At 60.6% G+C, this 25,648-nt stretch carries 23 protein-coding genes and 1 tRNA gene; 14 read left to right on the top strand and 10 right to left on the bottom strand.

All coding sequences use genetic code 11. The features are described 5' to 3' along the window. Positions 1-29 precede the first annotated feature (29 nt). Both EDD78_RS11000 and EDD78_RS10995 read left to right on the top strand, forming a co-directional pair. Complete coding sequence (locus EDD78_RS11000) at positions 30-1,697, top strand: efflux RND transporter periplasmic adaptor subunit (RefSeq protein WP_132084963.1); 1,668 nt, start codon at positions 30-32, stop codon at positions 1,695-1,697. Next, a complete protein-coding gene (locus EDD78_RS10995) occupies positions 1,694-4,735 on the top strand; it encodes an efflux RND transporter permease subunit (protein WP_132084962.1) in 3,042 nt (1,013 codons plus the stop codon). Before EDD78_RS11000 ends, EDD78_RS10995 begins: the two co-directional genes overlap by 4 nt. 88 nt (positions 4,736-4,823) lie before the next feature. Here EDD78_RS10995 and EDD78_RS10990 read toward each other — a convergent pair whose 3' ends face one another. The 3 genes from EDD78_RS10990 to EDD78_RS10980 form a co-directional block, all read right to left on the bottom strand. Then, entirely contained in the window at positions 4,824-5,006 is a 183-nt protein-coding gene (locus tag EDD78_RS10990; RefSeq protein WP_079699916.1) for a hypothetical protein, read from the bottom strand. A gap of 77 nt (positions 5,007-5,083) precedes the next feature. After that, complete coding sequence (locus EDD78_RS10985) at positions 5,084-6,217, bottom strand: sodium ion-translocating decarboxylase subunit beta (protein ID WP_079699915.1); 1,134 nt, start codon at positions 6,215-6,217, stop codon at positions 5,084-5,086. A 33-nt stretch (positions 6,218-6,250) separates the two neighbouring features. Further along, entirely contained in the window at positions 6,251-6,622 is a 372-nt protein-coding gene (locus EDD78_RS10980) for an OadG family protein (RefSeq protein ID WP_079699914.1), read from the bottom strand. A 189-nt stretch (positions 6,623-6,811) separates the two neighbouring features. On the opposite strand from EDD78_RS10980, the gene EDD78_RS10975 reads away from it, so the two are divergent. After that, positions 6,812-7,801, top strand: coding sequence for an AEC family transporter (locus EDD78_RS10975; protein WP_132084961.1), 990 nt, complete (start codon positions 6,812-6,814; stop codon positions 7,799-7,801). Between the two features lie 479 nt (positions 7,802-8,280). Here the strand turns inward: EDD78_RS10975 and EDD78_RS10970 are convergent, their stop codons facing one another. Next, positions 8,281-9,078 carry a hypothetical protein gene (locus EDD78_RS10970; RefSeq protein ID WP_181966705.1) on the bottom strand — a complete coding sequence of 266 codons (798 nt, stop codon included), beginning with the start codon at positions 9,076-9,078 and terminating at the stop codon, positions 8,281-8,283. 243 nt (positions 9,079-9,321) lie between these two features. Continuing rightward, entirely contained in the window at positions 9,322-9,936 is a 615-nt protein-coding gene (locus EDD78_RS10965) for a LexA family protein (RefSeq protein WP_207668677.1), read from the bottom strand. A 289-nt stretch (positions 9,937-10,225) separates the two neighbouring features. Between EDD78_RS10965 and EDD78_RS14040 the strand changes: the two genes are divergently transcribed. Genes EDD78_RS14040 through EDD78_RS14105 form a run of 4 tightly spaced genes read left to right on the top strand, consistent with a single transcriptional unit; the run spans position 10,226 to position 11,705 of the window. Next, positions 10,226-10,363, top strand: coding sequence for a hypothetical protein (locus EDD78_RS14040; protein WP_159449034.1), 138 nt, complete (start codon positions 10,226-10,228; stop codon positions 10,361-10,363). A gap of 60 nt (positions 10,364-10,423) precedes the next feature. Next, positions 10,424-10,600, top strand: coding sequence for a CD1375 family protein (locus tag EDD78_RS14270; protein ID WP_350308586.1), 177 nt, complete (start codon positions 10,424-10,426; stop codon positions 10,598-10,600). Next, positions 10,600-11,043, top strand: coding sequence for a phage holin family protein (locus tag EDD78_RS10955; RefSeq protein ID WP_132084958.1), 444 nt, complete (start codon positions 10,600-10,602; stop codon positions 11,041-11,043). The genes EDD78_RS14270 and EDD78_RS10955 overlap by 1 nt, the downstream gene beginning before the upstream one ends. Further along, a complete protein-coding gene (locus tag EDD78_RS14105) occupies positions 11,040-11,705 on the top strand; it encodes an N-acetylmuramoyl-L-alanine amidase (protein WP_132085008.1) in 666 nt (221 codons plus the stop codon). The genes EDD78_RS10955 and EDD78_RS14105 overlap by 4 nt, the downstream gene beginning before the upstream one ends. 77 nt (positions 11,706-11,782) lie before the next feature. Here the strand turns inward: EDD78_RS14105 and rpmB are convergent, their stop codons facing one another. Continuing rightward, positions 11,783-11,971 (bottom strand): 50S ribosomal protein L28, encoded by a 189-nt coding sequence (gene rpmB, locus EDD78_RS10945; RefSeq protein ID WP_079699910.1) that lies wholly within the window; start codon positions 11,969-11,971, stop codon positions 11,783-11,785. Positions 11,972-12,148: 177 nt separating this feature from the next. Between rpmB and EDD78_RS10940 the strand changes: the two genes are divergently transcribed. After that, positions 12,149-12,225: transfer RNA gene (locus tag EDD78_RS10940), tRNA-Pro, on the top strand. A 170-nt stretch (positions 12,226-12,395) separates the two neighbouring features. Further along, a complete protein-coding gene (locus tag EDD78_RS10935; RefSeq protein ID WP_350308585.1) occupies positions 12,396-14,138 on the top strand; it encodes an FUSC family protein in 1,743 nt (580 codons plus the stop codon). Between the two features lie 59 nt (positions 14,139-14,197). Here the strand turns inward: EDD78_RS10935 and EDD78_RS10930 are convergent, their stop codons facing one another. Next, positions 14,198-15,259 (bottom strand): DUF4261 domain-containing protein, encoded by a 1,062-nt coding sequence (locus EDD78_RS10930; protein ID WP_132084957.1) that lies wholly within the window; start codon positions 15,257-15,259, stop codon positions 14,198-14,200. A 208-nt stretch (positions 15,260-15,467) separates the two neighbouring features. On the opposite strand from EDD78_RS10930, the gene EDD78_RS10925 reads away from it, so the two are divergent. Further along, complete coding sequence (locus tag EDD78_RS10925) at positions 15,468-16,046, top strand: GNAT family N-acetyltransferase (RefSeq protein WP_165873201.1); 579 nt, start codon at positions 15,468-15,470, stop codon at positions 16,044-16,046. Positions 16,047-16,127: 81 nt separating this feature from the next. Here EDD78_RS10925 and rhaD read toward each other — a convergent pair whose 3' ends face one another. Genes rhaD through EDD78_RS10910 form a run of 3 tightly spaced genes read right to left on the bottom strand, consistent with a single transcriptional unit; the run spans position 16,128 to position 19,699 of the window. Further along, positions 16,128-16,943 (bottom strand): rhamnulose-1-phosphate aldolase, encoded by an 816-nt coding sequence (rhaD, locus tag EDD78_RS10920; protein ID WP_132084955.1) that lies wholly within the window; start codon positions 16,941-16,943, stop codon positions 16,128-16,130. Between the two features lie 13 nt (positions 16,944-16,956). Continuing rightward, positions 16,957-18,213, bottom strand: coding sequence for an L-rhamnose isomerase (locus EDD78_RS10915; protein WP_132084954.1), 1,257 nt, complete (start codon positions 18,211-18,213; stop codon positions 16,957-16,959). Position 18,214: 1 nt separating this feature from the next. Further along, positions 18,215-19,699 carry a rhamnulokinase gene (locus EDD78_RS10910; protein ID WP_132084953.1) on the bottom strand — a complete coding sequence of 495 codons (1,485 nt, stop codon included), beginning with the start codon at positions 19,697-19,699 and terminating at the stop codon, positions 18,215-18,217. Between the two features lie 156 nt (positions 19,700-19,855). On the opposite strand from EDD78_RS10910, the gene EDD78_RS10905 reads away from it, so the two are divergent. The 4 genes from EDD78_RS10905 (at position 19,856) to EDD78_RS10890 (ending at position 25,648) form a co-directional block, all read left to right on the top strand. Further along, complete coding sequence (locus tag EDD78_RS10905; RefSeq protein ID WP_165873200.1) at positions 19,856-20,623, top strand: DeoR/GlpR family DNA-binding transcription regulator; 768 nt, start codon at positions 19,856-19,858, stop codon at positions 20,621-20,623. Positions 20,624-20,815: 192 nt separating this feature from the next. Further along, a complete protein-coding gene (locus EDD78_RS10900; protein WP_132084951.1) occupies positions 20,816-22,612 on the top strand; it encodes a sensor histidine kinase in 1,797 nt (598 codons plus the stop codon). After that, on the top strand, positions 22,606-24,177 hold the full coding sequence (locus EDD78_RS10895; protein ID WP_132084950.1) for a helix-turn-helix domain-containing protein: 1,572 nt from the start codon (positions 22,606-22,608) through the stop codon (positions 24,175-24,177). The genes EDD78_RS10900 and EDD78_RS10895 overlap by 7 nt, the downstream gene beginning before the upstream one ends. 115 nt (positions 24,178-24,292) lie before the next feature. Further along, on the top strand, positions 24,293-25,648 hold the full coding sequence (locus EDD78_RS10890) for an ABC transporter substrate-binding protein (RefSeq protein ID WP_165873199.1): 1,356 nt from the start codon (positions 24,293-24,295) through the stop codon (positions 25,646-25,648).

The raw sequence follows: 25,648 nt of genomic DNA, 5'->3' as shown, positions 1-25,648 counted from the left end.
AGTGGCGCAGCGAAAGGAATGAATGTTTGGTGAAACAACGGATGAAGCTGATCGTGGCGCTTTGCTGCACGGTCACCATAGTTATTGCGGGAATCGTCACGGCCACTGGTGCGATGGGCGGCATGGGCGCAGGCATGGGAGGCGGCGGTATGGGCGGCGGCCGCCAGGGAGGAAAAGGCGGCGAAGCCGAGGGGCAGCAGGTCCAGAAGGAGGATATCTTGGTGGAAGCCGAGCCGGTGGGTACCGGTAGCCTGGAGCTGAGCACCAAATACGTCGGAAAGATCGAGCCTGGCCGTTCGCTGGAGGTCTTTCCCGAGACTTCGGGCAAGGTGAAGACTACATATTTTAATGTGGGCGACGCGGTCCAGAAGGGCGACTTGCTCTTCGAGATCGATTCCTCCGATCTTGAGCTCGAGGCGCAGGCGGCCGAGGCGAGTTATGAGCTGAGCCGTCTCAACATCGAAAGCAGCCTGGGCAGCACCTATGAAAGCTCCTTGCAGCAGAAGACCTCCAGCTATGAAAACGCGAAAAACAGCTACAAGAATGCGGTGGAGGATTTGGAGAACTACAAGGACGAGGGCAATGAGGACGACCTTGAGGACGCCAAGGATGAAGCCAAGAGCGCGCGCAGCGACGCCCTGAGCGAATACAACGCCGTCAAGCGGCAGGTCGCCGAGCTCGAGGAGCAGATCAAGAACGCGACCATCGGCTCCTCCCAGCTCGAGGACCTGGAGGACGACCTGGATTACCTCAAGGATGAATTGCAAATTAAGGAGCAGGCCTACAACGCGGCCGACTCGGCTTACGAAGCGGCCAAGAAGGCCTATGACGGCTATGACGACGAGGTCGACCAGTTCCTGCGCTCGGTGCGCTCCGCCAGCCTCTCCCTCTCCTCGGCCGAGGATTCCCTGAACCTGCTGACCGAGAAGCAGCGCAAGGAGGATGAGGAAAAGGCGGACGTGCAGCTTCGCCAGGCCAAGATTTCCTATGAGACCACCATGAAGAAGCTGGATAAGACCAAGGTCTACGCGCCGATCGACGGGATCATCGAGAGCAAGAATCTCGATGAATTTGAAAACGCCACCACCCAAAGCGCGGCCTATACCATCTCGAACAAGGACAGCATGCTCGTCTCCTTCAGCGTTTCGGCCGACTCGATCGACTCGATGTCCATCGGCGACCCGGTGACGGTGGAGCGGGGTTCGGCCTCCTTCCCGGGGTCGATCGTCGAGATCGGGCAGAAGATCGAAAGCAGCGGCCTGCTCACCGTCAAGGCCGAGGTGCAGGCGGGCGAGGTCTCTTTGGTCAACGGCATGACCGTCAAGGTGTCGGCCGCGACCTCCAAAGCGGAAAATGCGATCGTTATCCCGGTGAGCGCCATCAGCTATGAGGACGGGCAGGGATATGTCTACGTCGTGCGGGACGGCGCCGCCGTCAAGACGGCGGTGGGGACGGGGATCTCGAACCGGGAGGAGATCGAAATCACAGAGGGGCTGGACGAAGGCGATCAGCTGGTGACCACCTGGCATCCCGACCTCAGCGACGGGGCGGCGGTCAGCGTGGTCGGCGAGAGCAGCCCCTCCGGGGAAGAGGCCGGCTCCGATGAGGCGGCGCAGCCGCAGGGCCCGCAGGCGGCAAAAGAACCTGATGAATCGGCCCCCCAAAATGATACAGACGGGGGAGAGACAGAGGAATGAACCTGACCAAACTTGCACTGAGGCGCCCGGTTGCCATCTTTGTGTGCATCCTGGCGCTGGTCATCTACGGCGTGTCCTCCATCTTCGGCATGGAGATGGAGCAGACGCCCCAGATGGAAATGCCCATGCTGATGGTCCGGGCTTCCTATTCCAACGCGGGACCCGAGGACGTGGAGGAGCTGGTCACCAGCGTGATCGAGGACGCGGTCGGCTCGCTGGACGGCCTCAAGTCGATGACCTCCACCTCCAGCGAAGGGAACGCGATGGTCGCCCTTGAATTCGAGTATGGCACCGACACCGAGGAGGTCAAGACCGATTTACAGGATAAATTGAACCAGCTCGAACGGCAGCTCCCGGATGACGTGGAGCCCTCGATCATGGAGATGTCGATGAACCAGTCCTCGGTCATGAGCCTCTACCTCGACGCGAGCGAAAATTCCGACTCGGTGCTCTACTACGCCGAAAACGAGGTCCAGCCCGAGCTCGAGGCGGTATCGGGCGTCGCCTCGGTCGAGGTGATGGGCGGCAAGCGCCAGTATATCCGCATCCAGCTCGACGAGGAAAAACTGGGCCAGTATAACCTGACCATGAGCGACGTTTCCAGCGCGATCGCCAGCGCCGATTTCTCCACCCCCGCGGGCACCATCGGACGCGGGGACCAGGACATCACCCTCAAGGGCGGCGAGCACTTCGATACCTATGAAAGCCTCGCCGAGGTGCCGATCACGCTGCAGTCGGGGGACATCATCTACCTGCAGGATGTGGCGGACATCCAGATGGCCGAGGATGAAAATTCCTCCATCAGCCGCGCGCGCGGTCGGGAAAACGTGATGATCTCGATCGACAAGAACCAGAGCGCGAGCGCGGTCACCATCTCCTCCAAGGTGCAGGATGTGATCGCTTCCCTCAACGCCGCAAACCCCGATAAGCCGATCAATGTGATGAACGACAGCGGCGAAACCATCCGCGAATCGCTGATGAGCGTGGCCAGCACCCTGGTGCTGGGAGTTATCATCACCATGGCGGTGCTGCTGGTCTTCTTCGGGGACATCAAGGCGTCGCTGATTGTGGGAACCTCCATGCCATTCTCCCTCTTGACCACGTTGATTATCATGTCCTATTGCGGGCTCACCCTCAATACCCTGTCAATGGGTGGTCTGGTGATCGGGATCGGCATGATGGTTGACAACTCGATCGTAGTGCTCGAGAGCTGCTTTCGGCGCGGGGACGTGGAGCGAGACTTTACCGAGGCCGCGCTGGAAGGGACCAGGCTCGTGGCCTCCTCGGTGGTTGCCTCGACCATTACCACCGTCGTGGTCTTCCTGCCCATCTCGATGATGGAGGGCATGGCGGGACAGATGTTTAAGCACATGGGCTACACCATCATCTTCGCCCTGACCGCCTCGCTGATCTCGGCGCTGACCCTGATCCCGCTGCTCTTCTGCCGCCTTAAGCCCCGTGAGCACAAGGGGAGGATTACCCGGGTCATGGAGAGGATCGAGAACGCCTACGGCAGGCTGATCGCAAGGCTTTTGAACCTCAAGGCACTGGTCATCCTGGTGGCGGTCTCCCTGCTGGTGGTCTCGGGTGCGATGGTCACCCACATCGACACCGAGCTCATGCCCATGATGGACCAGGGCTCGATCCAGATTTCGGTCGAAACCAAGCCCGCCCTCAAGACCGAAAAGGTTTCCGAAATCCTGGCGGGGATCGAGGCCATTTTGGAGGAGCAGCCGGACATCGACGAATATTCGGTGCGCTCCGGCTCGGGCTCGAGCTCGATTTCGGTCTACCTCAAGGACGACCGCTCGATGGAGACCGGTGAGATGGTCGACCTGCTGCGCGAGCAGACCGCGGACATGACCGACTGCAAGGTGAGCGTCTCGGCCCAAAGCGGCATGTCCATCGGCGGCAACGCCGAGGTGACGGTGCAGCTCACCGGCAAGGACCTCGCCCAGCTGGAGGAGGCCGCCTCGCAGGTGGCGGCGATGATGAAGACCCACGAGGGGATCGTCTCGACCTCGACCTCCCTCTCGGACGGCAACCCCCAGGCCGAGATCGTGGTGGATTCCCTGACCTCCCGCTCGCTGGGGCTCACCCCCTCGCAGATTATGTCCACCGTCTCGAACATGATTTCGGGCACGACCGCCACCACCATCACCCAGGACGGTGAGGAATACAGCGTCCGGGTGGTCTATCCCGAGGGGACCTATGAGGACGTGTCCGACCTGGAAGGGGTTATGCTCAAAACCGGCAGCGGCAGCTATATCCCGCTGATGGACGTGGCGTCGATCGAGTACTCGAACGCGCCCCAGTCGCTGCAAAAGCTCGATGGGAAATACCTCGTCGAGGTCAGCGGCCAGACCAGGAGCGACAGCGCTGCCAAGACCTCGTCCGAGGTGTCGGCGCAGGCGATGAAGCTCTCCCTGCCCGAAGGGGTAAGCCTGTCGATGGGCGGAGACATGCGCTCGATGAACGAGGAGTTCTCCGCGATCTATACCGCGATCGCCTCGGCCATCTTCCTGGTGTTCATGGTCATGGCCATTCAGTTTAACTCCATCCGTTTCTCCCTGGTGGTCCTGATCTCGGTCCCGTTCTGCGCCATCGGCGCCTTCGCGGCGCTGCTGATCGCGGGGAGCAGCATCAACATGGCTTCGCTGATCGGCTTCGTGCAGCTGGCCGGTACGGTGGTCAACAACGCCATCGTATTGATCGACTACACCAACACCCTGCGCCGGGAGCAGGGGCTCTCGGCCTACGATGCGCTCTGCCAGGCGGGCCGGACCCGTTTGCGGCCGATCATGATGACCACCCTGACCACCGTGCTCTCCCTGATCCCGCTGGCGATGGGGATCGGGACCGGAACCGAAACCATGCAGTCCCTGGGCGTGGTGGTGATCGGCGGGCTGATCAGCTCGACCTTCCTGACGCTGATCCTGATCCCGACCTTCTACCTGCTGTTCTGCGGCAAGGACGGGCAGACGCCGAAGAAAAGGAATTTCCATCCCATCCGGCGGCTGCGGGCGCGCTTCGCCTGACGGTTTACCGGCGGATTCAAATAGAGAAGAAAGCAGGGGCACTTTAAAGTACCCCTGCTTTCTTATAATCCCCCGGCTTTGCGGCTGATCAGCCGGCGGTGGAAGCCTCGGATGAGACGCTGGAGAGGGGGGCGGCCCCGTCGGGATAGACGGTGTGATCCCCGAGGATATGGGTGTTGAACCATCCGAGCCCCACGAGCAGGGCGATGGTGACCGCGATATAGACGAGAATCCGCCAGATGGGCGGCTGTGGGCGGTTTTGTCCGAACAAGGAAAGCCCTCCTTTTCATGGGTCAAGAAAACCCGCGCTATGAGCGCGGGTTTTCGGATTTGATCGTTCGTTTGGAATTAGCCGAGGATGTTGATCAGCACGCCCGCCGCGACGGCCGAGCCGATAACGCCGGCCACGTTCGGGCCCATGGCGTGCATGAGCAGGAAGTTCGAGGGGTTCTCCTGCTGGCCGACCTTCTGGGAGACGCGCGCCGCCATCGGGACGGCGGAGACGCCGGCGGAACCGATGAGGGGGTTGAGCTTGCCCTTGGTGGCCCAGCACATGATCTTGCCGAAGATAACGCCGCCCGCGGTGCCGAAGCCGAAGGCGATGACGCCCAGCACGACGATCAGCAGGGTCTGCAGGGTCAGGAAGGTCTCGGCCGTGGTGGTGGCGCCCACCGAGATGCCGAGCAGGATGGTGATGATGTTCATCATCTCATTGCCGGCGGTCTTGACCAGGCGGTCCACGACGCCGGACTCCTTCATGAGGTTGCCGAGCATCAGCATACCGACCAGGGCGGTGGCATCCGGGACGATGAAGGAAACGACGATGGTCACCAGGATCGGGAAGATGATCTTCTCACGCTGGGTGACCGGGCGCAGCTGCTCCATCACGATCGAGCGCTCCTTCTTGGTGGTGAGCAGCTTCATGATGGGGGGCTGGATGACCGGGACCAGCGCCATGTAGGAATAGGCCGCCACCGCGATGGGCCCGAGCAGGTGGGGGGCCAGCTTGCTGGTGGTAAAGATGGCGGTCGGGCCGTCCGCGCCGCCGATAATGCCGATCGAACCCGCCTCCTGCGGGGTGAACTGGCCGGAGGCCAGGGCCATGAAGAAGGTTAAGAAAATACCTAGCTGCGCCGCCGCGCCCAGGATAAAGCTCTTGGGGTTGGCGATCAGCGGCCCGAAGTCGGTCATGGTGCCGATTCCGAGGAAGATCAGCGGCGGATAGATTCCCATCTTGACGCCCTGATAGATATAGTAGATCAGGCTGCCCTCGTTGTGGGCGGAGAGACCGGCCACCGGGATATTGGCCAGCAGCATGCCGAAGGCGATCGGCAGCAGGAGAAGGGGCTCGAATTTCTTGACGATGGCAAGGTAGAGCAGGACACAGGCCACGATGAGCATCAGGGCCTGTCCGCCCGTGATGTTCGCAAAGCCGGAGTTCAGCGCGATATCCTTGATCGTCCCTAAGAACATATCTAACATCCGATTCGTTCCTTTCTTTGTCGTTGTCCGGCCTTAGAACGGCTGGGTGTTTTCACGCAGACCCGCCATGGACCATGCGCTGCGCCCACGGGGGGCTTCTTTTTTCGCGCGGCGGATCGAGGTGATCCTGCCCTTGCCACCGGTAAAGGCGGCGATGGCGGCCGAAATGACCGAAACGACCTCCTCCGGGGTGCCGGACTGGACCGCCATCTGCGGCGGCGCTGCCTTGGGAGCCGGGGCTGCAGGCGCGTTCTTGACGGGCGCCGAGGGGGCGTCATCCTTTTTCTTGCCGGTGCCGCCGAGGACCTTGCCCATGGCGACCATGACCAGGATGAGCGCGATCAGCACCAGGAACACGATGCTGATCCCTGTGAAGATGACTGATAGTGCGTATGCAATATCCATGGCTCGATCTCCTTTTCCTTAATATCCTTAAAACCGCATGTTGGGGCGCGGTTTTTGTGTACATGAGTTATTATACAATAGATGGGGGCGGATTTCAATCTATAAACTGACAAAAATTTAACCAAAACGGTTGCCAAAGCGGGGGCGCGGGAGTACAATAAGAAAAATGTTGTTTTAGGGGGAGCTTCGGTGCAAAACGCGCTCATCATCCTGCAGCAGGTCGCCGTCATGGTCCTGATCGCGCTGATCGGCTATCTGCTGGTGCGGGGGAGAAAACTGGACCCGCTGTGCACGGTCAGCCTGTCCAACATCCTGCTCTACGCCGTCACTCCCGGGGTGATCATCAGCGCCATGCAGCGGGAATACGACGCGGCCGAGGCAGGCGCGCTGCTGACGGCGCTGCTGCTGGCGGTGGGGACGCACCTGATCTTCATCCTCCTGGCACGCCTCCTGATCCGGGAGCGCAGCGGGAACCAGAATATTGGGGTGGAGCGCTTCGCGCTGGTGATGTCCAACTCCAGCTATATCGGTATCCCGATGGTGCAGGCGGTGCTGGGCGAGGACGGGGTCTTCTTTCTGACCGCCTATTTAGTGGCTTTCAATCTCTGCCTCTACAGCTACGGGAGGCTGATGATGATCGTGGACAGCGCCCGCCGGGGGCTGCCCGGGGAGCCGGGTTGTAAGAGCTCCCTGCGGCAGTGCCTGGTCAACCCGGCGACCGTCAGCGTGGCGATCGGCGGGGCGCTCTACTTCTTACATATCGAGCTGCCCGAAGTGCTGCTGACGGTGGCGCAGGGCTTCCGGGGGCTCAACACCGTGCTCTCGATGCTGCTGGTGGGGATCTTCATCTCCCAGGCGGATCTTCGCCAGGTCTTCTGCTCGGTGCGCGGGATCGTCCTGGCACTGCTGCGCCTGGTGGCGCTGCCGCTGGTGCTCATGCTGCTCCTGGCGGCGCTGGACCTTTCCCGCTTCGTACCGGACGGGTACCTGATTAAGACCACCATCGTAATCGCCGCCTGCGCGCCGACGGCGGTGGCGGCCTCGTTCATGGGGGAGCTCTACGGCGGGGACAGCATCTACGCCGTACGCCTGATCGTGCTCTCCACTTTGATGAGCGTGGCGACCATGCCGCTTCTGCTGTTGATCTGGGAGTGGCTGGTACGCCTGGCGGGGCAATAATCCGGGTTGATTTTGGGGGTCCGCGGCGATACCCATAAAAATTTTTTCTCACCGATCCGGGCAAATCCCGGAGCAGGAGAGAAACCTTTCTCACCCACGCGCCGGGAGCGGGGGCGGACATGCCCCCGCTCGGCTCCGGGGGCGGGGTACCGATAACCGCCTGCGGCCATATGATAGGGATGTAGGGACCCCGACCGGTACGGCTGGGCGGCAGGTGGCCGCCTCTGCCCGCGAATAGCCCGCCGCCATGCCGGCGCGCGCTTTAGAAGGGCACCCGCATAAAAGAAAGGACGTAAAAATAAACAGGATAGCCGCGGCAGGGGGACGCCTTGATAAAGAGGCGGGCGCGCTCCCTGCCGCGGCGTTTTACTTTTGCGGGCCGTTACGAACAGGAAAAAGGAAGCAGCGGGAATCTTCCCTGCTGCTTCCTTTTTTGCATGCAACTTACTTTCCGTCCATCGGGTTCGTCGGCGAGGGCATTAGCAGTTTTCATCCTCACTCAGATCGGCAAGATTGGGGGGGAAGAACTCGTTGGTCGGGAATTTGATCCGGCGGAAGAGGTCACAGGGATTCTCCGCGCCGCCGCCAGGCGTGCATTCCTTCTCCGGCACGCAGAAGTCGTAGGCCGGGATCATCATCTGCACATCGCGCTCGATCTGCACGATGGTGAACAGCCCGATGGTGATCAGGACGATCTTGTTGTAGGTCGGCGCGCAGCAGTCACAGCCGATGTAGCTCAGCACCTCGGGCGGGAAGCAGGGGCACTCGCACTTGGGCGGACATTCGATGAGCTGGACATCCAGCGCGATCGGATCGGCGATCTGCACACTGGCTTTGGGCATGTTGGTGGTATGCTGGAAGGGATGCTCGCAGCAGTTGCGGGAGGTGAAGATTTTGACATTCCCCTCGCTGCCGTAGAGAATGACCTTCTTCTGGAACTGGGAAACGCCGCAGACCGTGATGGGGTCACATGTATTGGGTGTACTGACTTTTAAGTCCACCTTGAAATAAAACGTCATGTCTACGCTGTAGAAGCCCTTGTTGAACGGGACGGGCTCCACATCCAGACATACAGTAAGTACTTCGACCGATTTCACCTTGGCACTGGTGGCGGCGTCGATCACGAACTGCGCATCGGGCGCAAAGACGACCTGAAGGTCTTCCAGACAGTCTTTATCGCTGCAGCTGTCGTAAATCCTGCCGGCATCTATGCACACGGCTTCTTTGAAAGTATTGTGCCCGGAAGCGGTGTTGGCGTAAGCCTTGGATTCTGCCATACTTAATCCTCCTAATATCAGTAATAGTTCTTGCCTAGTATTATTTTATGAAAGTCGCAGGAATTTGTGCACGCAATCCCGTCTTTGCACCCACTTTCATTCCTTTGCGCGGGATAATACCCGTCCCGCTTCCCCCACACGGGACCGGTATGCCCCAGCCGTACCATTATATGAAAAAACAAAGCCGCCAGTGCATTGGCGGCTTTGTTTCCAAGGTTTTATATTTAGAAGGCGGCAGGGACATTAAAACTTGCCGCGCAGCTCGACCACCTTGCCGATGATGCTGACAGGCAGCTCGAGTATCTCGTCGTTGGTGAAAAACATTGGGGTGTAGGAGGGGTTCATCGCTACGAGGGAGATGCCGTTTTTGTGCTTCCTCACCGTTTTGACGGTCGCGTCGTTGCCGTCGACCAGCACCACCGCTATGTTTCCATCATCCACATCCGGCTGTCGGCGCACGATGACCACATCCCCTTCCTGGAACCGGGGCTCCATGCTGTTGCCCGTGACCTGCAGCGCGAAGTGTTCGCCCTGTGCGGCCATCTCGGGGGTGATTTCCTCATAGTCCAAAATTTCCTGGACCGCCTCGATCGGGATGCCCGCCCGCACATAGCCGAGGACCGGAATCTTGATCCCGGTGTGCGAAACGCCTTCGGTGGGTTGGTCCATCACGATGCTTTCAGACGTCACCTCCAGAGCAGCCGCCAGGCGCGCGATCCGGTCGCGGCGCAAATTTTTAATTTCGCCGCTCTCCCACCGCTGCACCGTCGCCTTGCTGACACCGACCGCCTTGCCGATCTCCTCCAGGGTCTTTCCCAGCTGGGTGCGTCTGGTCCGAATGAGGTCCTGTAGCTCCATTGCTTTCACCTGCCTTGCCCTTATCATACCATGCAAGTAACGATAATGCAACAAAAACTTTGGATTTGGCAATGAAGTTGCGTTTTCGTATTGACATTAGCAATGAATCGTTGTACAATAAAGTTACGAAAACGAAACAAGAAAACAAGTGGAAATGTGGACAACCTCTATTTTACAATGAAATTTGCAGTTTGAGGTAAAATCAGACACCCACTCCTTCTTTTTGTTTTGTGAAGGCATTGTTTTTTGTTTCTTGAGTTACTTAAACGATACCAATGGGGGTGCTTATATGGTGGCGATGATGGTGATCCTGTTGCCTGGAGTTTGGCTGATTGCTTTGGCGGCGGCATTGGGGGATCGGATGGAGCGCAAGGGAAGACGGCGCGGTCGGGACAGAAAGTCCGCCTCTGACGGGCTTTTGATATAGATGGGACCCGGGAGCGAAGGGGCCCTCGCGCCCGGTCCCAGTGCAAGATGAATCGTAAAAATGAATTATTATAGTTCGCATGATGCAAATTGTATGAGTGATTGGAACAGGAAGGTGAACGAGACGGTTAACAGATATGTACAGCTAATCCGCAAGGGGAGAAAAACGGTCGAACAGGTTCCCGCCTCTTTGCGCGAGCAGGTGAGGAAGCTCCCTGACACTGGAGCGTTGGGGTGATGAAGGTACCGATGGGGAATCTGTTTTGGAATTATGGCGCCAAAGGCGCCGAGGTTTCCGCGGCGGTGGCCGCTGTGGGGACCTTCCTGGCGGGAATTTTGGGGGGATGGGATTTCATGATGATCGCGCTGCTCTGGGCGATGGGACTGGACGTCCTGCTCGGGCTGCTCTGTGCCGTCAAGGTCAGGAATGTTGACAGCCAGGTCATGCTCTGGGGCGGAATCAACAAGGTGCTGGTGCTGCTCTTCGTGGCCTTTGGGGTGGTGATGGACCGGGCGCTGAGCTTTGATAACCCTTATATACGCACCGCCATCATCTGCTTTTATCTCGGCCGGGAGGGGCTGTCGATCATCGAAAACTCGGCCAAGCTGGGCATGCCCTGGCCGGGGTTCATTACGGCTCTGCTTGAACAGCTCAAGGAACGGGGGGAGAAGGGAAAATGAAGATTGAGCAGAAAACTTCCCCCAACTGCTTTTCCCGAGACGGCTGGAAGCCGGACATGATCGTCTGTCACATTGCGGAGGGGACCTATGATGGGACGGTCGGCTGGCTTTGCAACCCGGCCTCCCAGACCTCATCCCACTTTGTGGTGGGCAAGGACGGCCGGATTGCACAGCTGGTGCCCCTGGATCAGGCGGCATGGTGCAACGGCACCAGCATGGCGGCAAACGATAAGCGTTACTTTGGCAAGAGCACCCTGGAAACGGTCCGCGAGCGCAAGACCAACGCGAATTATTATACCATCTCAATCGAGCACGAGGGGTACTGGAAGGATGGACGCGGGAAGCTGACGGCGGCGCAGCAAGAGGCGAGCGTCGGGCTGATCCGGTATATCCGCACCGAGATCAAGCGGCTTTATGGCACGGAGGTTCCGGCGGACCGGGAGCATATCGTTGGGCACTATGAGATCAACCCCATCACCAAGCCCTGCTGCCCGGGAGAATGTTTCCCGTTTGGGGAAATTATTGGGGCGCTGGGCGGGCAGAAGGAAAGCGAAAAGCTCTACCGGGTACAGGTGGGCGCTTTTCAAAGCCGGGAAAACGCGCAGAACTATATGCAGCAGCTGAGACAGGACGGCTATCCGGCCATGATTGTGACACAGTAATGCGAAGCGATAGAAAAACAAAAAACCTGTTGCCCCAGATGGCAACAGGTTTTGTTTTGGTCATTACAACTACGCTCTTAGTCGGCGCGGGTCACCTTATTGGAACGCAAGCAACGGGTGCAGGCGTAGATGCGGCGGGGAGTACCGTCGACAATCGCCTTAACGCGTTTTACGTTGGGCTTCCATGCGCGGTTGGAACGCTTGTGGGAGTGAGAAACCTTAATACCGAAAGTGACACCCTTTTGGCAGATATCGCATTTTGCCATATGTCTGCACCTCCTTAAAATCCTTTTCCATGTCAACATTCGTATTTTATCAGATATTTTTTATAAAAGCAAGCGTTTTTTAAAATAATCTTCGCGATCGCTGGATTTTGTAGTGGAATTCCGGAATACAGCACTTGATTTCTCAAAAAGAGCATGCTATAATATAAAAGCTGTTTTCCGGGTGTGGCGCAGATTGGTAGCGCGCTACCTTGGGGTGGTAGAGGCCGTGGGTTCAAGTCCCGCCACTCGGACCAAAAAACCGCATGACAAGCCGTTTTACGCTTGTCGTGCGGTTTCTTTTTTTATTAATATCTAAAAGTTGGCTTGCAACCTCAATACCCGGAATCGACCTTCGACGCTGCTTGCTGATTTGATTTTCCCCGGCAGACTGTCTATAATAAAGAGTAGAAAGGAGATCTTCCGGTTGGAAAAAGTACATCAGATCGGCGCCAGCATGATAGCGAGCTTTCATAAAAACTTTCGCCATGCGACGCTAAACTTTATTTTCATTCTTATTTTCGTCAATCTGTTTCAAAGAATCTTCGGGATGGAAAACTCCATTGTCGGCGTCATCTTCACCATCATGATGTCCGCCTCGATGGTGCGCGATCTGACCGCCACACCGGTCAGGCATCTGTGCATCCAGACCGTCGTCCTCTTCCTCATGGCAGCTGCGGCCTGTTTTGTGGCGAACGCTCCCCCTGTTTTCGCCCTGCCGGTCAACCTGGCCATGATTTTTTTGATCCTCTACGCCTTTACCTACGAATATGTCAGCCACCTGTATTTCCCCTACATCCTCTCCTATCTGTTTTTGGTATTCATTTCGCCCGTTACGCCGGACCGGCTGCCCAAAAGGCTGCTGGGCGTGTTTGCAGGGGCGGTCTGTATCATCCTCTATCAGCTGATCAATGGGAGGAAACGGGTTGTCGAAACCGCCCGCGACGTGCTGGTTTCGATGATCGGCCATGCCGACGAGTGCATCGGCTGCCTGCTGTCGGGCAGGGGGGCGCCCCGGAACCCCGAGCAGCTTCGCGAGGAGCTGTGCAAGCTGAGCCAAATCGTATATGACCGGCGCCGCAAAGCGCTGTGCATTTCGGACGCCAGCTTTGCGATGATCGACGCGGGACGGGGGCTGGAAAACCTCGTATTGCTGCTCTATGAAATGGAGGGGCCGATCACACCCCCGCGCGCCGGGATGCTGCGGTACATCTCATGCTGCCTCACCCGTCTGCGCGCGTATATGCTGCGCGAGACGGCGTACCTTGCGCCCATCTGCCGGGAGGACCTGGGCGGGGAGCAAAACGGCGAGGCGGAGCGCTTTTTAAACTGCCTGCAGTATATCCGCAGCCGGATGCTGAGCATGACGCAGCCGCAAAAGAAAAAACAATACCGCAAGACGCTGCTCTCGCTTTCGGTGCGGCTGAAGGCCGCGTTGCGTGTGAGCCCGGTGCGGGTCGTCTACGCGTTGAGGGTCAGCATCCTGCTGGCGCTCTGTACGCTGCTGGTCCAGCAGCTGGGCCTACCGCATGGAAAGTGGCTACTCTTTACAGTGGCCTCGGTTTCCCTGCCCTATGCCGACGACGTGGGCTTAAAGGCCAAGAAGCGGATGGTTGCCACTCTGGTCGGGGGACTGTGCAGCGTCATGCTCTTCTCCTTGATCCCCTCCCCGTCGGGGCGCACGGCGGTCATGATGCTCTCCGGCTATCTGTCCTTTTATTTTACCGACTACTCGGCGACCTACTCCTGTTCCACCGTGGGCGCGCTCGGCGGCGCCGTCTTTATGGGCATGTTCGGCTTCGGTCAGGTCGGTTACATGTCGCTGGTCCGCCTGAGCTATATCGCGCTGGGAATCCTTATCGCCCTGCTGGCCAACAAGGTCTTCTTCCCGTTTCGAAGGGCGACGGCCACCCGCCAGCTGTGGAACAAGTATTTGTCCACTACCGAGCTGCTCACCCGGGTCTGCCGCGACCCCGGAGCCGATCCTCAGCTCTACTACGGGCTGGTGATCCAGGCGCATCTGCAGGAGGATAAGCTCTGCCAGAACGCTAAGGAGCTCAACTGGGAAGGTGCTCAGGAGCTGCTGGAAAAATGCCGCCGTGCCGTGCGCATGGCGCACCGCACCGGATGGGAACCACAATCAGGCGGCCCGGCCCTACAGGAGAACTAACCGAAAAGCCCCGCCCCTTCCAAACCTCTGGAAGGGGCGGGGCTTTTCGGCGCAACCGGTTAAAAAGCGACCTTCAGGCTTTCGCCCTCCACTGAAACGCCGGGGGAGAGGGTGAGAGCCAGCTTCTGTCCGGCACTAAGCCCGATGGTCTCCCCGCCGTGCAGCACGACATGCTCGCGCAGCACATAGCCGGCAATGTCGTAGAGAAAGCTGCGCAGCTCGTCGGGGTCGGCGGTGCTGTCCAGCACCTCCAGCTCATGGCAGCCGAATTGCCGCAGCCCGCAGGTGTAGCCGCCCACCCCCGATTCGGAGCGGTAGAGCCCGACGAAGACCAGGTTTAAAATCGGCAGCTCGCCCTTGCGCAGCAGCTCGGCGGCCTCCAGGTAAAATTCGGGCTGCAGCACGGAGCCGTTGGTGTAAAGGCCCAGCGTCCCGCTTTGCAGGAGCGCGGCGGCGCAGAGCTTGACGTGCAGAGCGCTCGCCGCCTCGGGCGGCCGCCCCCGGCTTATGACCGCCACGTCCAGGTGGGCCAGATGGGCCTTCGCCGCCTCGGCGGCACCCGGCCACATGTAATTTGAATGGGCGTTCTCCTCGGCCTCCCCGCCCGGGATGGGCGAAGGCATCAGGCTGATGGCGGCAAGCATGCCCTCTACCTCCCACACCAGGCTTTGGCCCCCGCCTTGCGTCTCCTGTGGGCAGTCGATCCCCCAGCCTGCCAGGTCCCGGCGCAGCTTTTGGGGGTCCCAGCGGTCCTGCTCCAGCAGCACAAAGCTCAAGAACGGGCCCGCCGGCTCCGGCTTCTCCTGCGCCTGGTCCATCCGGTGCGGCCGCAGCCGCTCCACCATAGCGGTGGCCTGCTCCCGGGCCTTGGCGGGGTCATAGGAGCGCTTATCGCTCAGCACATGGCCGCAGTGCTCCAAAGAGTTCCCCTCGTACCCGCCGCAGACCCCCAGCAGCCACCGGCCCCAGAAATGCTTTTTATAGCGGAACAGGTAGTAACGTAGCCCGTGCAGCAGGAAGTCGCCCGTACATTCGATCTTATAGGGCGGCGCGCCCAGCCTGTGCTCATCCGCCAGCCAAGCGGACATCGCTTTAAGCGCTGCCTGATATTGCTCCCCCATGCCAAACGTCACCTTCCATATTTTTCTACTTTCAGTTTACCATTGGTTCGAATCATACGCAAGGCCAAAATGTTGAATGGAGGCCGGAACTGTAGTAAAATGAAAAATAGCTCCTTGAGCTATTTTTTTAAAATCCTGTGGCCGGCCTACGTCCATGAGCATTTTTATTTCTTCGCTCATGCTCAGCAATCAAAAGGGAGGGGATGGCATGCAAATCGAGGCGCTGACCCCCGCGCGGGCGGGAGACTTTTTCGGATTTTTCGAGGGCGCGGCCTTTTGCGATCATCCGGACTGGGCCGCCTGCTACTGTTTGGAGGGGTATCTGGACCGTGAGGAGAACCGGGCCCTCTACCGGGTCGGGCAGCGGGCGCGGCGCCTCCGGGCGGCGAAAATGATCGAAGAGGGCGCCATGCACGGCTATCTTGCCTACGCCGGCGGCCGGGCGGTGGGCTGGTGCAACGCGGGGCCGCGGGGGGACTACCGGAGGCTGTCCATCTACGAAGGGCTCATCAAAAGCGAGGATGAAGGGCAAAACATCTGGTCGGCGGTCTGCTTTTGTATTGCGCCGCCGTTTCGCTCGCAGGGGGTGGCCACCGCGCTGCTGCGGCATGTCTGCGTGGAGGCGAAAAAGCGGGGCGCGCAGTGGGTCGAAGGCTATCCGAACCGGGGAGCGAAGGATTGCTATGAGCATTACCACGGGCCGAAGGAGCTTTATCTGAAATGCGGCTTTTCGGCCGATAGGGAGCTGGAGGGAATCACCGTCATGCGGCGGCGTATGGAGGGCTAGCCGGGGCATACCGGTGAAAAAATAAAGGGCGGGCACCTGTTTATTAGGTGCCCGCCCTTTCAAAATGGAGGTTATCAGCTTTCACGCTTCGAGGTAGCCCGGCTGCACCCGCACGCCGAAGGCGTCGGCCAGCCTTTGCAGCTCGCCGTCCCGGATGGTCTGCAAAACGGGGCAGCCTCGGGTCTTGATGAAGATTTCGGCCGACTTTTCCACCGTTTCGACCAGCCCGAAGGTCTCGTCCAGGCTGGCGCCGGCGGCGAAGATGCCGTGGTGCGCCCAGAGGACCACCCGGCAGTCGGCGATTTTTTTGGCGGTCTCCCGGCCGATCTCGACCGTCCCGCAGAGCATCCAGGGCAGGACGCGCACCCCTTCGGGGAAGACCACCACGCACTCGGTGCTCATCTGCCACAGGGTGCGCGAGAAGGCGCGGTCCTCGAGCTCGTGGATGTAGGTCATGGCCAGCACGTTGGCCGGGTGGCAATGCATCACCACCCGGTGGGCGGGGTCGGCGGCAAGACGCGCAATGTGGTTCAGCAGGTGGGTGGGCAGCTCGCTGGTGGGCCTGGCACCCTCCAGAAAGCCCCAGAGGATTTCATAGGAGAGCCCGTCGGGGGTGATCCGGATCAGCCCCAGGTTATGCGCGGGGTCGCCCGGCACGTTCTTAAAATACTTGCCCGATCCGGTCAGCAAAAGATAGCGCCCGGCCAGCGGGGAAGCGCAAAGCCCGATGGGATGGGCGCGCGTCTCCCCGCCGGGGGAGAGATAGGGGGCGACCTCGGCTTCATCCAGCAGGAGGCTGACATTGCCGCCGTTGCGCTCGTCCCAGCCCAGGCGGTACATATTGCCGATGATGGCGCACATCTCCTTTAAAAAGGGCGCCTGCAGCATATCGTTCATGGATTTCCCTCCTTTAGCTTCTCGCTTCGAGGACCTGTGCCTCGTAGCGGCGCATGTCGTCGAGCCATTCGAGCCCCGCCGGGACCGAGCTGCTCTCGCAGAAATAATCCCAGACCGCCTGCATGGGCAGGACTTTTAGCTCCTCGAGCCAGGCAAGGCGGCTGGTGAAGTCGCCTGCAAGCTCATATTCGCGCAGCCGGTCGGTCGGCTCGAGCAGGGCGTGCAGCAGCGCCTTTTGCATACTGCGCATCCCGATCACCCAGGCGGCGATCCGGTTAATACTCGCATCGAAGAAGTCCAGGCCGATGTGGGTGCGGGAGAGCAGATCCCCGCGCACCAGCTCGCTTGCGATCTGCTGCAGCTCGTCGTCCAGGATCACCACGTGGTCGCTGTCCCAGCGCACCGGGCGGGAGACGTGCAGAAGCAGCTCGTTGCAAAAGAGCAGCACGGCGGAAATTTTGCCGCTGATCACCTCGGTGGGGTGGAAGTGCCCGGCATCCAGGGTGAGGAGCTTTTGATTCTTCACCGCATATCCCAGATAGAATTCATGCGAGCCCACAACGTAGCTCTCGCTGCCGATCCCAAAGACCTTGCTCTCCACCGCGTCGAGGTTATATCGCTCATCGATCGGCTCCCGGAAGATTTCATCCAGCGCCGAAAGCAGCCTCTGGCGCGGGGCCAGCCGGTCGATGGGGGTGTCCTTGTAGCCGTCCGGGACCCAGATGTTGTTGACGCTCGGGGACTGGAGCTCACGGCCGAAATAGGCGCTGACCCTGCGGCTGCGCTTGCAGTGCTCGATCCAGAAGTCGCGGATTCCGCGGTCGGCGCTGGCGAGGGTGAAGCCGCTCTCCGACTTCTCGTGCGAGAAGCAGGTGGGGTTGAAGTCGAGCCCGAGCCCTTGCTCCCTGGCCCACTGTACCCAGCTTTCATAGTGGCGCGGCTCGATCTCGTCGAGGTCGATTCGCTCGTCGGTGTCCGCATAGGTGGAATGCAGGTTGATCCTGTGCTTGCCGGGGATCAGGCGCAGCGCCATCTCCATGTCGGCGCGCAGCTCGCTTGGCGTGCGCGCGGCGCCGGGGTAATTCCCGGTGGCCTGGATCCCGCCCGAGAGAGCGCGCTCCCGGAACAGGAAGCCCCGCACGTCGTCCCCCTGCCAGCAGTGCATCGAGATTTTGATCTGTTCGAGCCTTCTCAGCGCCTCCCCGGTGTCCACGCCGATTTCGGCGTAGCGCTCCCTGGCCAGCTCGTAGGCCTTCTCTACCGATTTCATATTACAGCTCCTTTTTTGGCGGCAGGACCGCCTTTTGGTATTGCAGGTAACGGATTTTCTGCTGCAGCGTGTCGCCCCGCGGCAGATAGCGGGCGACGGGGAAGCTGCGGCGGATACAGCGCCGGGCCGCGGCAAGGTCGGGCAGGGCACGCAGCGCGATCAGCTGCACGGCGATATTCCCGAGCGCCGTCGCCTCCACCGGCCCGGCTTCGACGGGGATAGCGGTGCAGTCGGCGGTCATCTGGCAGAGGAGCTTGCTCTGGATCCCGCCCCCGATCATATGCAGCAGCGGGAAGCGCCGCCCGGTGACCTGCTCCAGCTGGTCGAGGGTGAGGCGGTACTTCATGGCGAGGCTGCTGTAGATGCACTGGGTCACCTGTCCGATCCCCTCGGGCACCGGCTGCCCGCTCCTGGCGCAAAGGCTTTTGATCCTGGAGGGGATGTCGCCGGGCTGGATAAGCACAGGGTCGTCCACGTCGATGAAGGAGCGGTAGGGCTCCTCGCGCTGCGCGAGCTCCTCCAGGTCCGAGAAGGAGAGGGAATGCCCCTCCTTTTCCCACTGGCGGCGGGACTCCTGGATCAGCCAGGAGCCCATGATGTTCTTGAGGAAGCGGATGGTGCCGTTTACGCCGCCCTCGTTGGTAAAGTTTAAGGCGCGCGTCTCCTCGCTCGCTAAGGGGGCGGGCAGCTCGGTGCCGAAGAGCGACCAGGTCCCGCAGCTGATGTAGGCGGGGCACTCCTCCCCCTCCTCCAGCGGCAGGGCGGCCACCGCGCTGGCCGTGTCGTGCGAGGCGACCGACAGGATGGGGACTGCGGGGAGGAGCAGCTCCTCCTGGAGCGCGGGGGTCAGCACCCCCAGCTCGCTACCCGGCTGGCGCAGCGGCAAAAAGAGCCGGTAGGGCAGGGAGAGGCGGCCGCAAAGCTCCCGGTCCCAGCCGCGGGTATGTACGCCCAGCAGCGCGGTGGTCGAGGCGTTGGTATACTCCGCCCCCATCTGTCCGGTCAGATAGTAGCCGATCAGGTCGGGCAGCAGCAGCATGTGCCGGGCCTGCTTTAAAATCTCCGGGCGCTGCCAAAGATCGGCGCAGAGCTGGAAGACGGTGTTGAAGGGGGCGTACTGGATTCCGGTGCGCGCGTAGAGCTCCCGGGCCGGAACGCTTTCATAGACCCGGTCGGCAATCCCGTCGGTGCGCCGGTCCCGGTAGTGGTAGGGATTTGCGAGCAGGCGCCCCGCGCCGTCCAGCAATCCGTAGTCCACCGCCCAGGTGTCTATCCCCGCGCTGTCCACCCGGCCGGCATGACGCAGCCCCTGTTTGATCTCGTGAAATAGGCGCAGGAAATCCCAGTAGAGCTCCCCGCCGACGGCGACCGGATCGTTTGGAAAGCGGTGGACCTCGCCGAGGCCCAGCTGCCCGTCCCGATACTGCCCGAGGATTGCCCGCCCGCTCGACGCGCCCAGGTCGATGGCCAGTACATGCTTTTGCATAAGCGCCCTTCCTTTCTCGTCCTTGCCAGGACGGCTGGTTCCTGCTATATTATAATTGCTGCGAGCAAAAATGTCTATTTATGAGCGGTAAATTGAAATATGATCATCAAAACAGGAAAAAACAATCAATTTGGGACATCAATGGAGGGGAAGGATATGCTGCAATCACAGCGGCAGCAGGAAATTTACGAATACCTGCAGGTCAAGAAGTCAGCCTCGGTGGCACTGCTCTGTGAACGGTTCTATGCCAGCGGGGCGACCATCCGGCGGGACCTGTGCGCGCTCGAGCACAAGGGCCTGATCCGGCGCACCCACGGGGGCGCGGTGCTCTACGAGGGCGGGAACGACGAGCTGAGCGTCACCATCCGCGAGCAGAGCGCGGTGCCCCAGAAGCGGATCATTGGGGAGCTGGCCTCCTACTTCCTCAAGGATTCCTACCGGGTGTTCCTCGATTCGAGCAGCACGGCGGGGTACATGCTGCCCTACCTGCGGGGGGTGAAAAACCTGTCGGTGATCACCAACGGGCTGCGCAGCGCCATGCTGCTCTCCCAGGCGGGGGCGCACGAGGTCTACCTCCCCGGCGGGCGGCTGCTCGAGCGCTCCAACTCCCTGGTCGGCAGCGATACCCTGCAATCCCTCGACAGCTACTGCGCCGACGTGGCATTTTTCTCCTGCTCGGGGCTGGACCCGCGCTTCGGCATCACCGAAGCCAATCCTGAGCAGGCCCAGGTCAAGCGCCGGATGCTAAAGCGGGCCAAGACGAAGATCCTGCTTTGCGACAGCACCAAGTTTTACCGCAGCTTCCTCTACCAGACCTGCGGCTTTGGCGATGTCGATTACCTGATCACCGACCAGCGCCCGGGGGAGGATATCCTCGCGCTGCTCGAGGGGACGGCCTGCGACCTGGTCTGCCCCCAGCTTTAGGTGGTAAGCGCGACGTTCTAATGATCATGTTGATGATTGAATATGATCATTTATCAAGTTATTCGTCAAAAATAGACAGGCCCGCTCTCTTCAATTATAATATAGTCTCAGGTAAAGCCTGAGGCACGGCCGGGCCCTAAGTAAAAAGCGAGGGGAGCTAGCTCCTCTTTTTGCATAGAGAGGAGCGTACCCATGCACAAATTGATCGAGCGTATTCCCCGGCTGCTGGGGATGAAGAAGATCAAAAACCAGTTCCTGGCGGCGATGATGTTCCTGATACTGATTTCGGTGCCGGCGCTGGGGATCATGTCCTACCGGATTTCCGCCTCGATCATCGAGCGCAACCACACGCGGTCCTACCAGTCCAGCCTGCAGACCTCCGGGCGGATTCTGGAGGCGACGCTGGATTCGATCGTGAGCGCTTCGCGCACCTTTTTATATGACCAGGAGTTCTTGCTGGCGGCGCAGAACACCTCCTTCGCGCACGACCCGGACGGGAAGCGCGCGCGGGACGCCCTGCTGCAGGAGAAGATGCGCTACTATACCTTCTATCTCAACGACATCCTCTGGGCCGGGTTTTATGATCAAAACGGCACGCTCTATTCGGGCGGCTCCAGGGTCAACTCCCTGGGCGCCATGCTGAACTCCTCCTTCGGCCAGGTCAGCAAGACCGACTGGTACCGCCAGATCATCGAGGCGCAGGGGAAGGAGGTCTTTTTCAGCTACGACGTGCTCGACCCGACCAATGCCAACGAGGTTTTTACCTGCGGCAAGCTGGTCAGGGTACCGGGCAGCCTGGAGGAGCTGGGGGTGCTGATCACCTGCGTGCGCACGCGGATCTTCCGCTCCGCCTTCCCGAGCGCCGGCACGGATGCCGCAGATGCCACCGCGGCGGGCTGCTACATGATCCTCGACGCGGGCAGCTCCCGCGAGCAGAACCTGCTCTACTGCAACAACCCGTCCTTTCACGAGGCGCTGGCAAAGAAACAGGTGCCGCCCGGCCTCTTTGACGAGGAAGGCGGCTTTTTCACCACCCGCTTTCAAAACGGGGCCACCGGCTGGCAGCTGGTGCACACCGTCAGGCTGGACGATCTATTGCGGGATACCGGCACCATCAAGCGCTACACCGCCTTCACGGCGGTGATGACCGCGGCGGTGGCCATCCTGCTGTTTTTGCTGCTCTCCAATTCCATCAACCGGCCGCTGCACAAGCTCGAGCGGGTGATCGAGGAGGTCGGGGACGGCAAGCGGGTCTTTGACGAGCAGTTTTCCGACGACGAGATCGGGACGATCGGGAATAAATTCTTGGAGATGATCGGGGAAAACTACCGACTGAACGAAAGCGTCGCCCAGCTGCGGCTGCGCCAGAAGGAGGCGCAGCTCAAATGCCTGCAGGCCGAGATCAACCCGCATTTCCTCTACAACACCTTGGACAGCATCTACTGGATGGCCAACCTCCAGAAGGTCCCCGAGATCGGCCAGATGGCCATCTCGCTGTCCAAGGTCTTTAAAATCAGCCTCAACAGCGGCGGGGAGACCACCACCGTGCGCCGGGAGATTGAGCAGGTGGAGAATTATCTGATCATCCAGTCCCTGCGCTACAAGGATAAGCTCGAGTACCACATCGAGGCGGAGGAAGAAATTCTGGAGTGCGAGATCATCAAGATCATCCTGCAGCCCTTTGTGGAGAACGCGGTGCTCCACGGGCTCGAGCCCAAGGAGGGCAGGGGCGCGCTCTGGCTGCGCGGGAAAAGAGAGGGGGAGGACATCCTCTTCACCGTCGAGGACGATGGGGTGGGGATGGCGGACACCGCGCAGGTCCACGCGGGCTACGGGGTGCAAAACGTCGTGGAACGGGTACAGCTCTATTATGGTGAGCGCGGTCGGATCACCTTCCAAAGCCGGCCGGGGCAGGGTACGCGGGTGACCATCCGGCTGCCCGCGCAGTTCGAGGGCCCCTGGGGGCCAAAAGGAGGAGAGCAATGCTGAAAGCCATTGTGGTGGACGACGAATATGTGGTCCTCGAGGGCCTGCGCTCACTCGCCGACTGGTCGAGCTACGGCGTCGAGCTGGCCGGTACCGCCCGCAACGGCAGCGAGGGGCTGGCGCTCATCGAGCGTCTGCGCCCCGAGATCGTGCTCACCGACATCCAGATGCCCGTCATGGACGGGCTGGAAATGATCCGGCGGGCCAAGGAGATCGTGCCCGAGAGCGTCTTCGTCATTTTCAGCGGCTTCAACGAGTTCCGCTATGCCCAGAGCGCCATCAGCCTGGGCGTGCTCGACTATCTGGAAAAGCCGGTCACCCTCGAATCGATCGACGGCGCCATCAGCCGGGCGGTCAAGCTGCTGCACTCCCGCGCGCCAGCCGGGAATTCTGATATGCCAAAGGCGCGCGCCGAGCAGGACGCGCTCTTCCAGGCGGTGCGCGCCCTGCTCGACGGGACAATCCAGGATTTCAGCCAGTACGTCGCCTTCTTCGAGGAACGGGGGCTGCCGCTGCCGCCCCTGCGCAGCGGGGGTGCCGCCGCGCTGCGCATTGCGCAGCGGGATGGGGAAGGGAACCATGCCGCGCCGCGCAATACGGTGCAGGACGGATATGCCGCCCTGTGCCGCAGTTTCCAGCGCCGGGCACTGCGCGAGGGCGAACAGGCCGTCTTCTTGCAGCAGGAGGGCGACCTGCTGCTCGTCCTGCTCTCACCGGGGGCGCAGGAGCTTTGCCTTACGCGGCGGCTTTCGGCCCTCGCGGCCGAAGGGGAATATTCCTTCTTCGCCGGGGTGGGGGAAGACTGCGCCGACCCGCTGCACCTGCCGCTGTGCTGCCTGCAGGCGCGCCAGGCGCTGCGGTATGCGCTCTTTCGGGAAGAAAACAGCGTGCTCCCCATCGGCGAGGTGCAAAGCGGGCCTCTGCCCGCGGGCGGCGGGCGCGAGGAGGAGATCCTCTACCGCCTGCGCGCCGGGGAACGGGAGGAGACCCTGGCGGCGGTGGACGGGCTGCTGGACTTCTGGTGGAAGTCGAACCTCTCGCCCCAGCTCTTCTGCCACGAATGCCTGGAGCTGTGCTATCTCGGGCTGCGGGCCGCGCAGGAGACGGGGGAGAATTATCTGGAGACTCTGGGGGAGGGGTACCTCCCGCATGAGGAGCTGTTTAGACTTCGCGGCTACCGGCAGATCTGCGGGTGGGTGCGCGGATTTTTCGGGCGGCTGTGCGACTGGCTGCAGGAGGTCAAGAGCCGCGGCATGCACAAGGGGGTGCTCGAGGCCAAGCAGTATATCCTCAAAAACTACGACAAGAGTCTGACGCTGCAGGAGCTGGCGCAGGCGGTCTACATGAACCCGACCTATCTGAGCATGCTCTTCAAGGAGCAGGTGGGCACCACCTATATCAAATTCCTCACCTCGGTGCGTCTCGAGCACGCCCGGGAGCTCTTGGAGCGCGGGATGAAGGTTTCGGCCGTGAGCTCCCAGGTGGGCTTCCACGACGCGCGCCACTTCAGCGAGGTCTTTAAAAAAACCTTCGGCATCACGCCGGACCAGTATAAACACGGGCACTGAAGGATAAAACAGAAATTCCCCCCACCGAATCAGAAAAAAAGCTCACTATTCGATTTTTTTGTCAAATGCTACAATGAAACTACACAAAACAACCATGATTTTGGGAGGGTTATTGATGAATACGAAAAGAGTATTGAGCGCAGTGCTGGCCGCCGTCTGTGCCGCTTCGGCGTTTGCGGGGTGCTCCGCCAAGAAGCTGGAAAACAGCAGCTCCGACGCCGCGGCGCCCGCAGAGAGCTCGGCCGCCTCGCAGGAGGGCGGCGCCGACACCACCGAGCGGGTGATCCATCACCTGACCGTCTGGGACGACAACCAGAACACCGCTGCGGTGTTAAACGGCCTGACCGCCGAGTACCAGAAGGACCATCCCGGCGTCACCATCGAGAATGAGAAGATCGCGCAAAACGATCTGCCGCAGAAGATCATGATCCTGGCGTCCTCCAACTCCCTGCCGGACATCTTTAACTCGGACCGCGCCGACACCAACGCGTCCTTAATCAAGTCCGGCCAGATCAAGAACGCCTCCGAGGTCCTAAAGGAAGCGGGGGTGGAGAGCTGCCTGCCCGAGTCCGTCTACCAGGGGCTGGCGAACCTCCAGGGCACCGACGAGATGTGGGTGCTGCCGACCGAGAACAACATCGAGGCCATCTGGTACAACAAGAAAATTTTCGAGGAGAACGGCGTCACGGTGCCCACCACCTGGGACGAGTTCACCGCCGTGTGCGACACGCTCAAAAATAACGGTGTGCAGCCGATCGCCCTCTTCGCCAAGGGCAAGTGGGGCGCCACCCGCTGGATCGCCAACATGACCTTCAGGCGGCTGGGGGTCCAGTCCATCGTGGACATCAACGACGGCGTGCTGTCGATGAGTGACCCGACCGTGGTGGACAGCGCAAAAATCCTGCAGGACATGAACACCAAGGGGTACTTCGGCGAGGGCGTCAACTCGGTGGACGAGGACATCGCCTATGAGATGATGCTCGGCGGCAAGGCGGCCATGTGCTACACCGGTTCCTGGTTCACCGAGCGCCTCGAGGGCAGCGACACCATCGGCGAGGACATGGGCCTCATGGCCTTCCCGACCTTCCCGGACGGCAAGGGCAGCGCCGGCGACTACCTGTGCCACTACGGGCTGACGCTCTGTATCGGCGCCCAGAACTACGACGATGCGCTGCGCGACTGGATCGCCTACGTCTTCCCGCGCTATGGCGACTACGCGCTGGAGAACCTTGGCCTGCTCACCCCCTACACCATGCAGGAGGAGCACGAGACCAGCTACTACACCCAGCTCGTGCTCGATGAGATGCAGAAGGTGACCGGCACCGGCGCCTGGCTGGAATTCAAGCTCCCCCAGAAGGCTTCCAGCACCGTTGAGGACAACGTGCAGCCCCTGCTGGTCAGCGAGATCACCCCGGAGGAATACTGCCAGATCTGCGACGAAGCGATCAAGACCGAGCTGGCGAAGCAGTAG

Origin of the sequence: Harryflintia acetispora (genome assembly GCA_004340125.1) — a bacterium.
Classification (GTDB): domain Bacteria; phylum Bacillota; class Clostridia; order Oscillospirales; family Ruminococcaceae; genus Harryflintia; species Harryflintia acetispora.
This window is presented reverse-complemented; position numbering and strand designations above follow the sequence as displayed.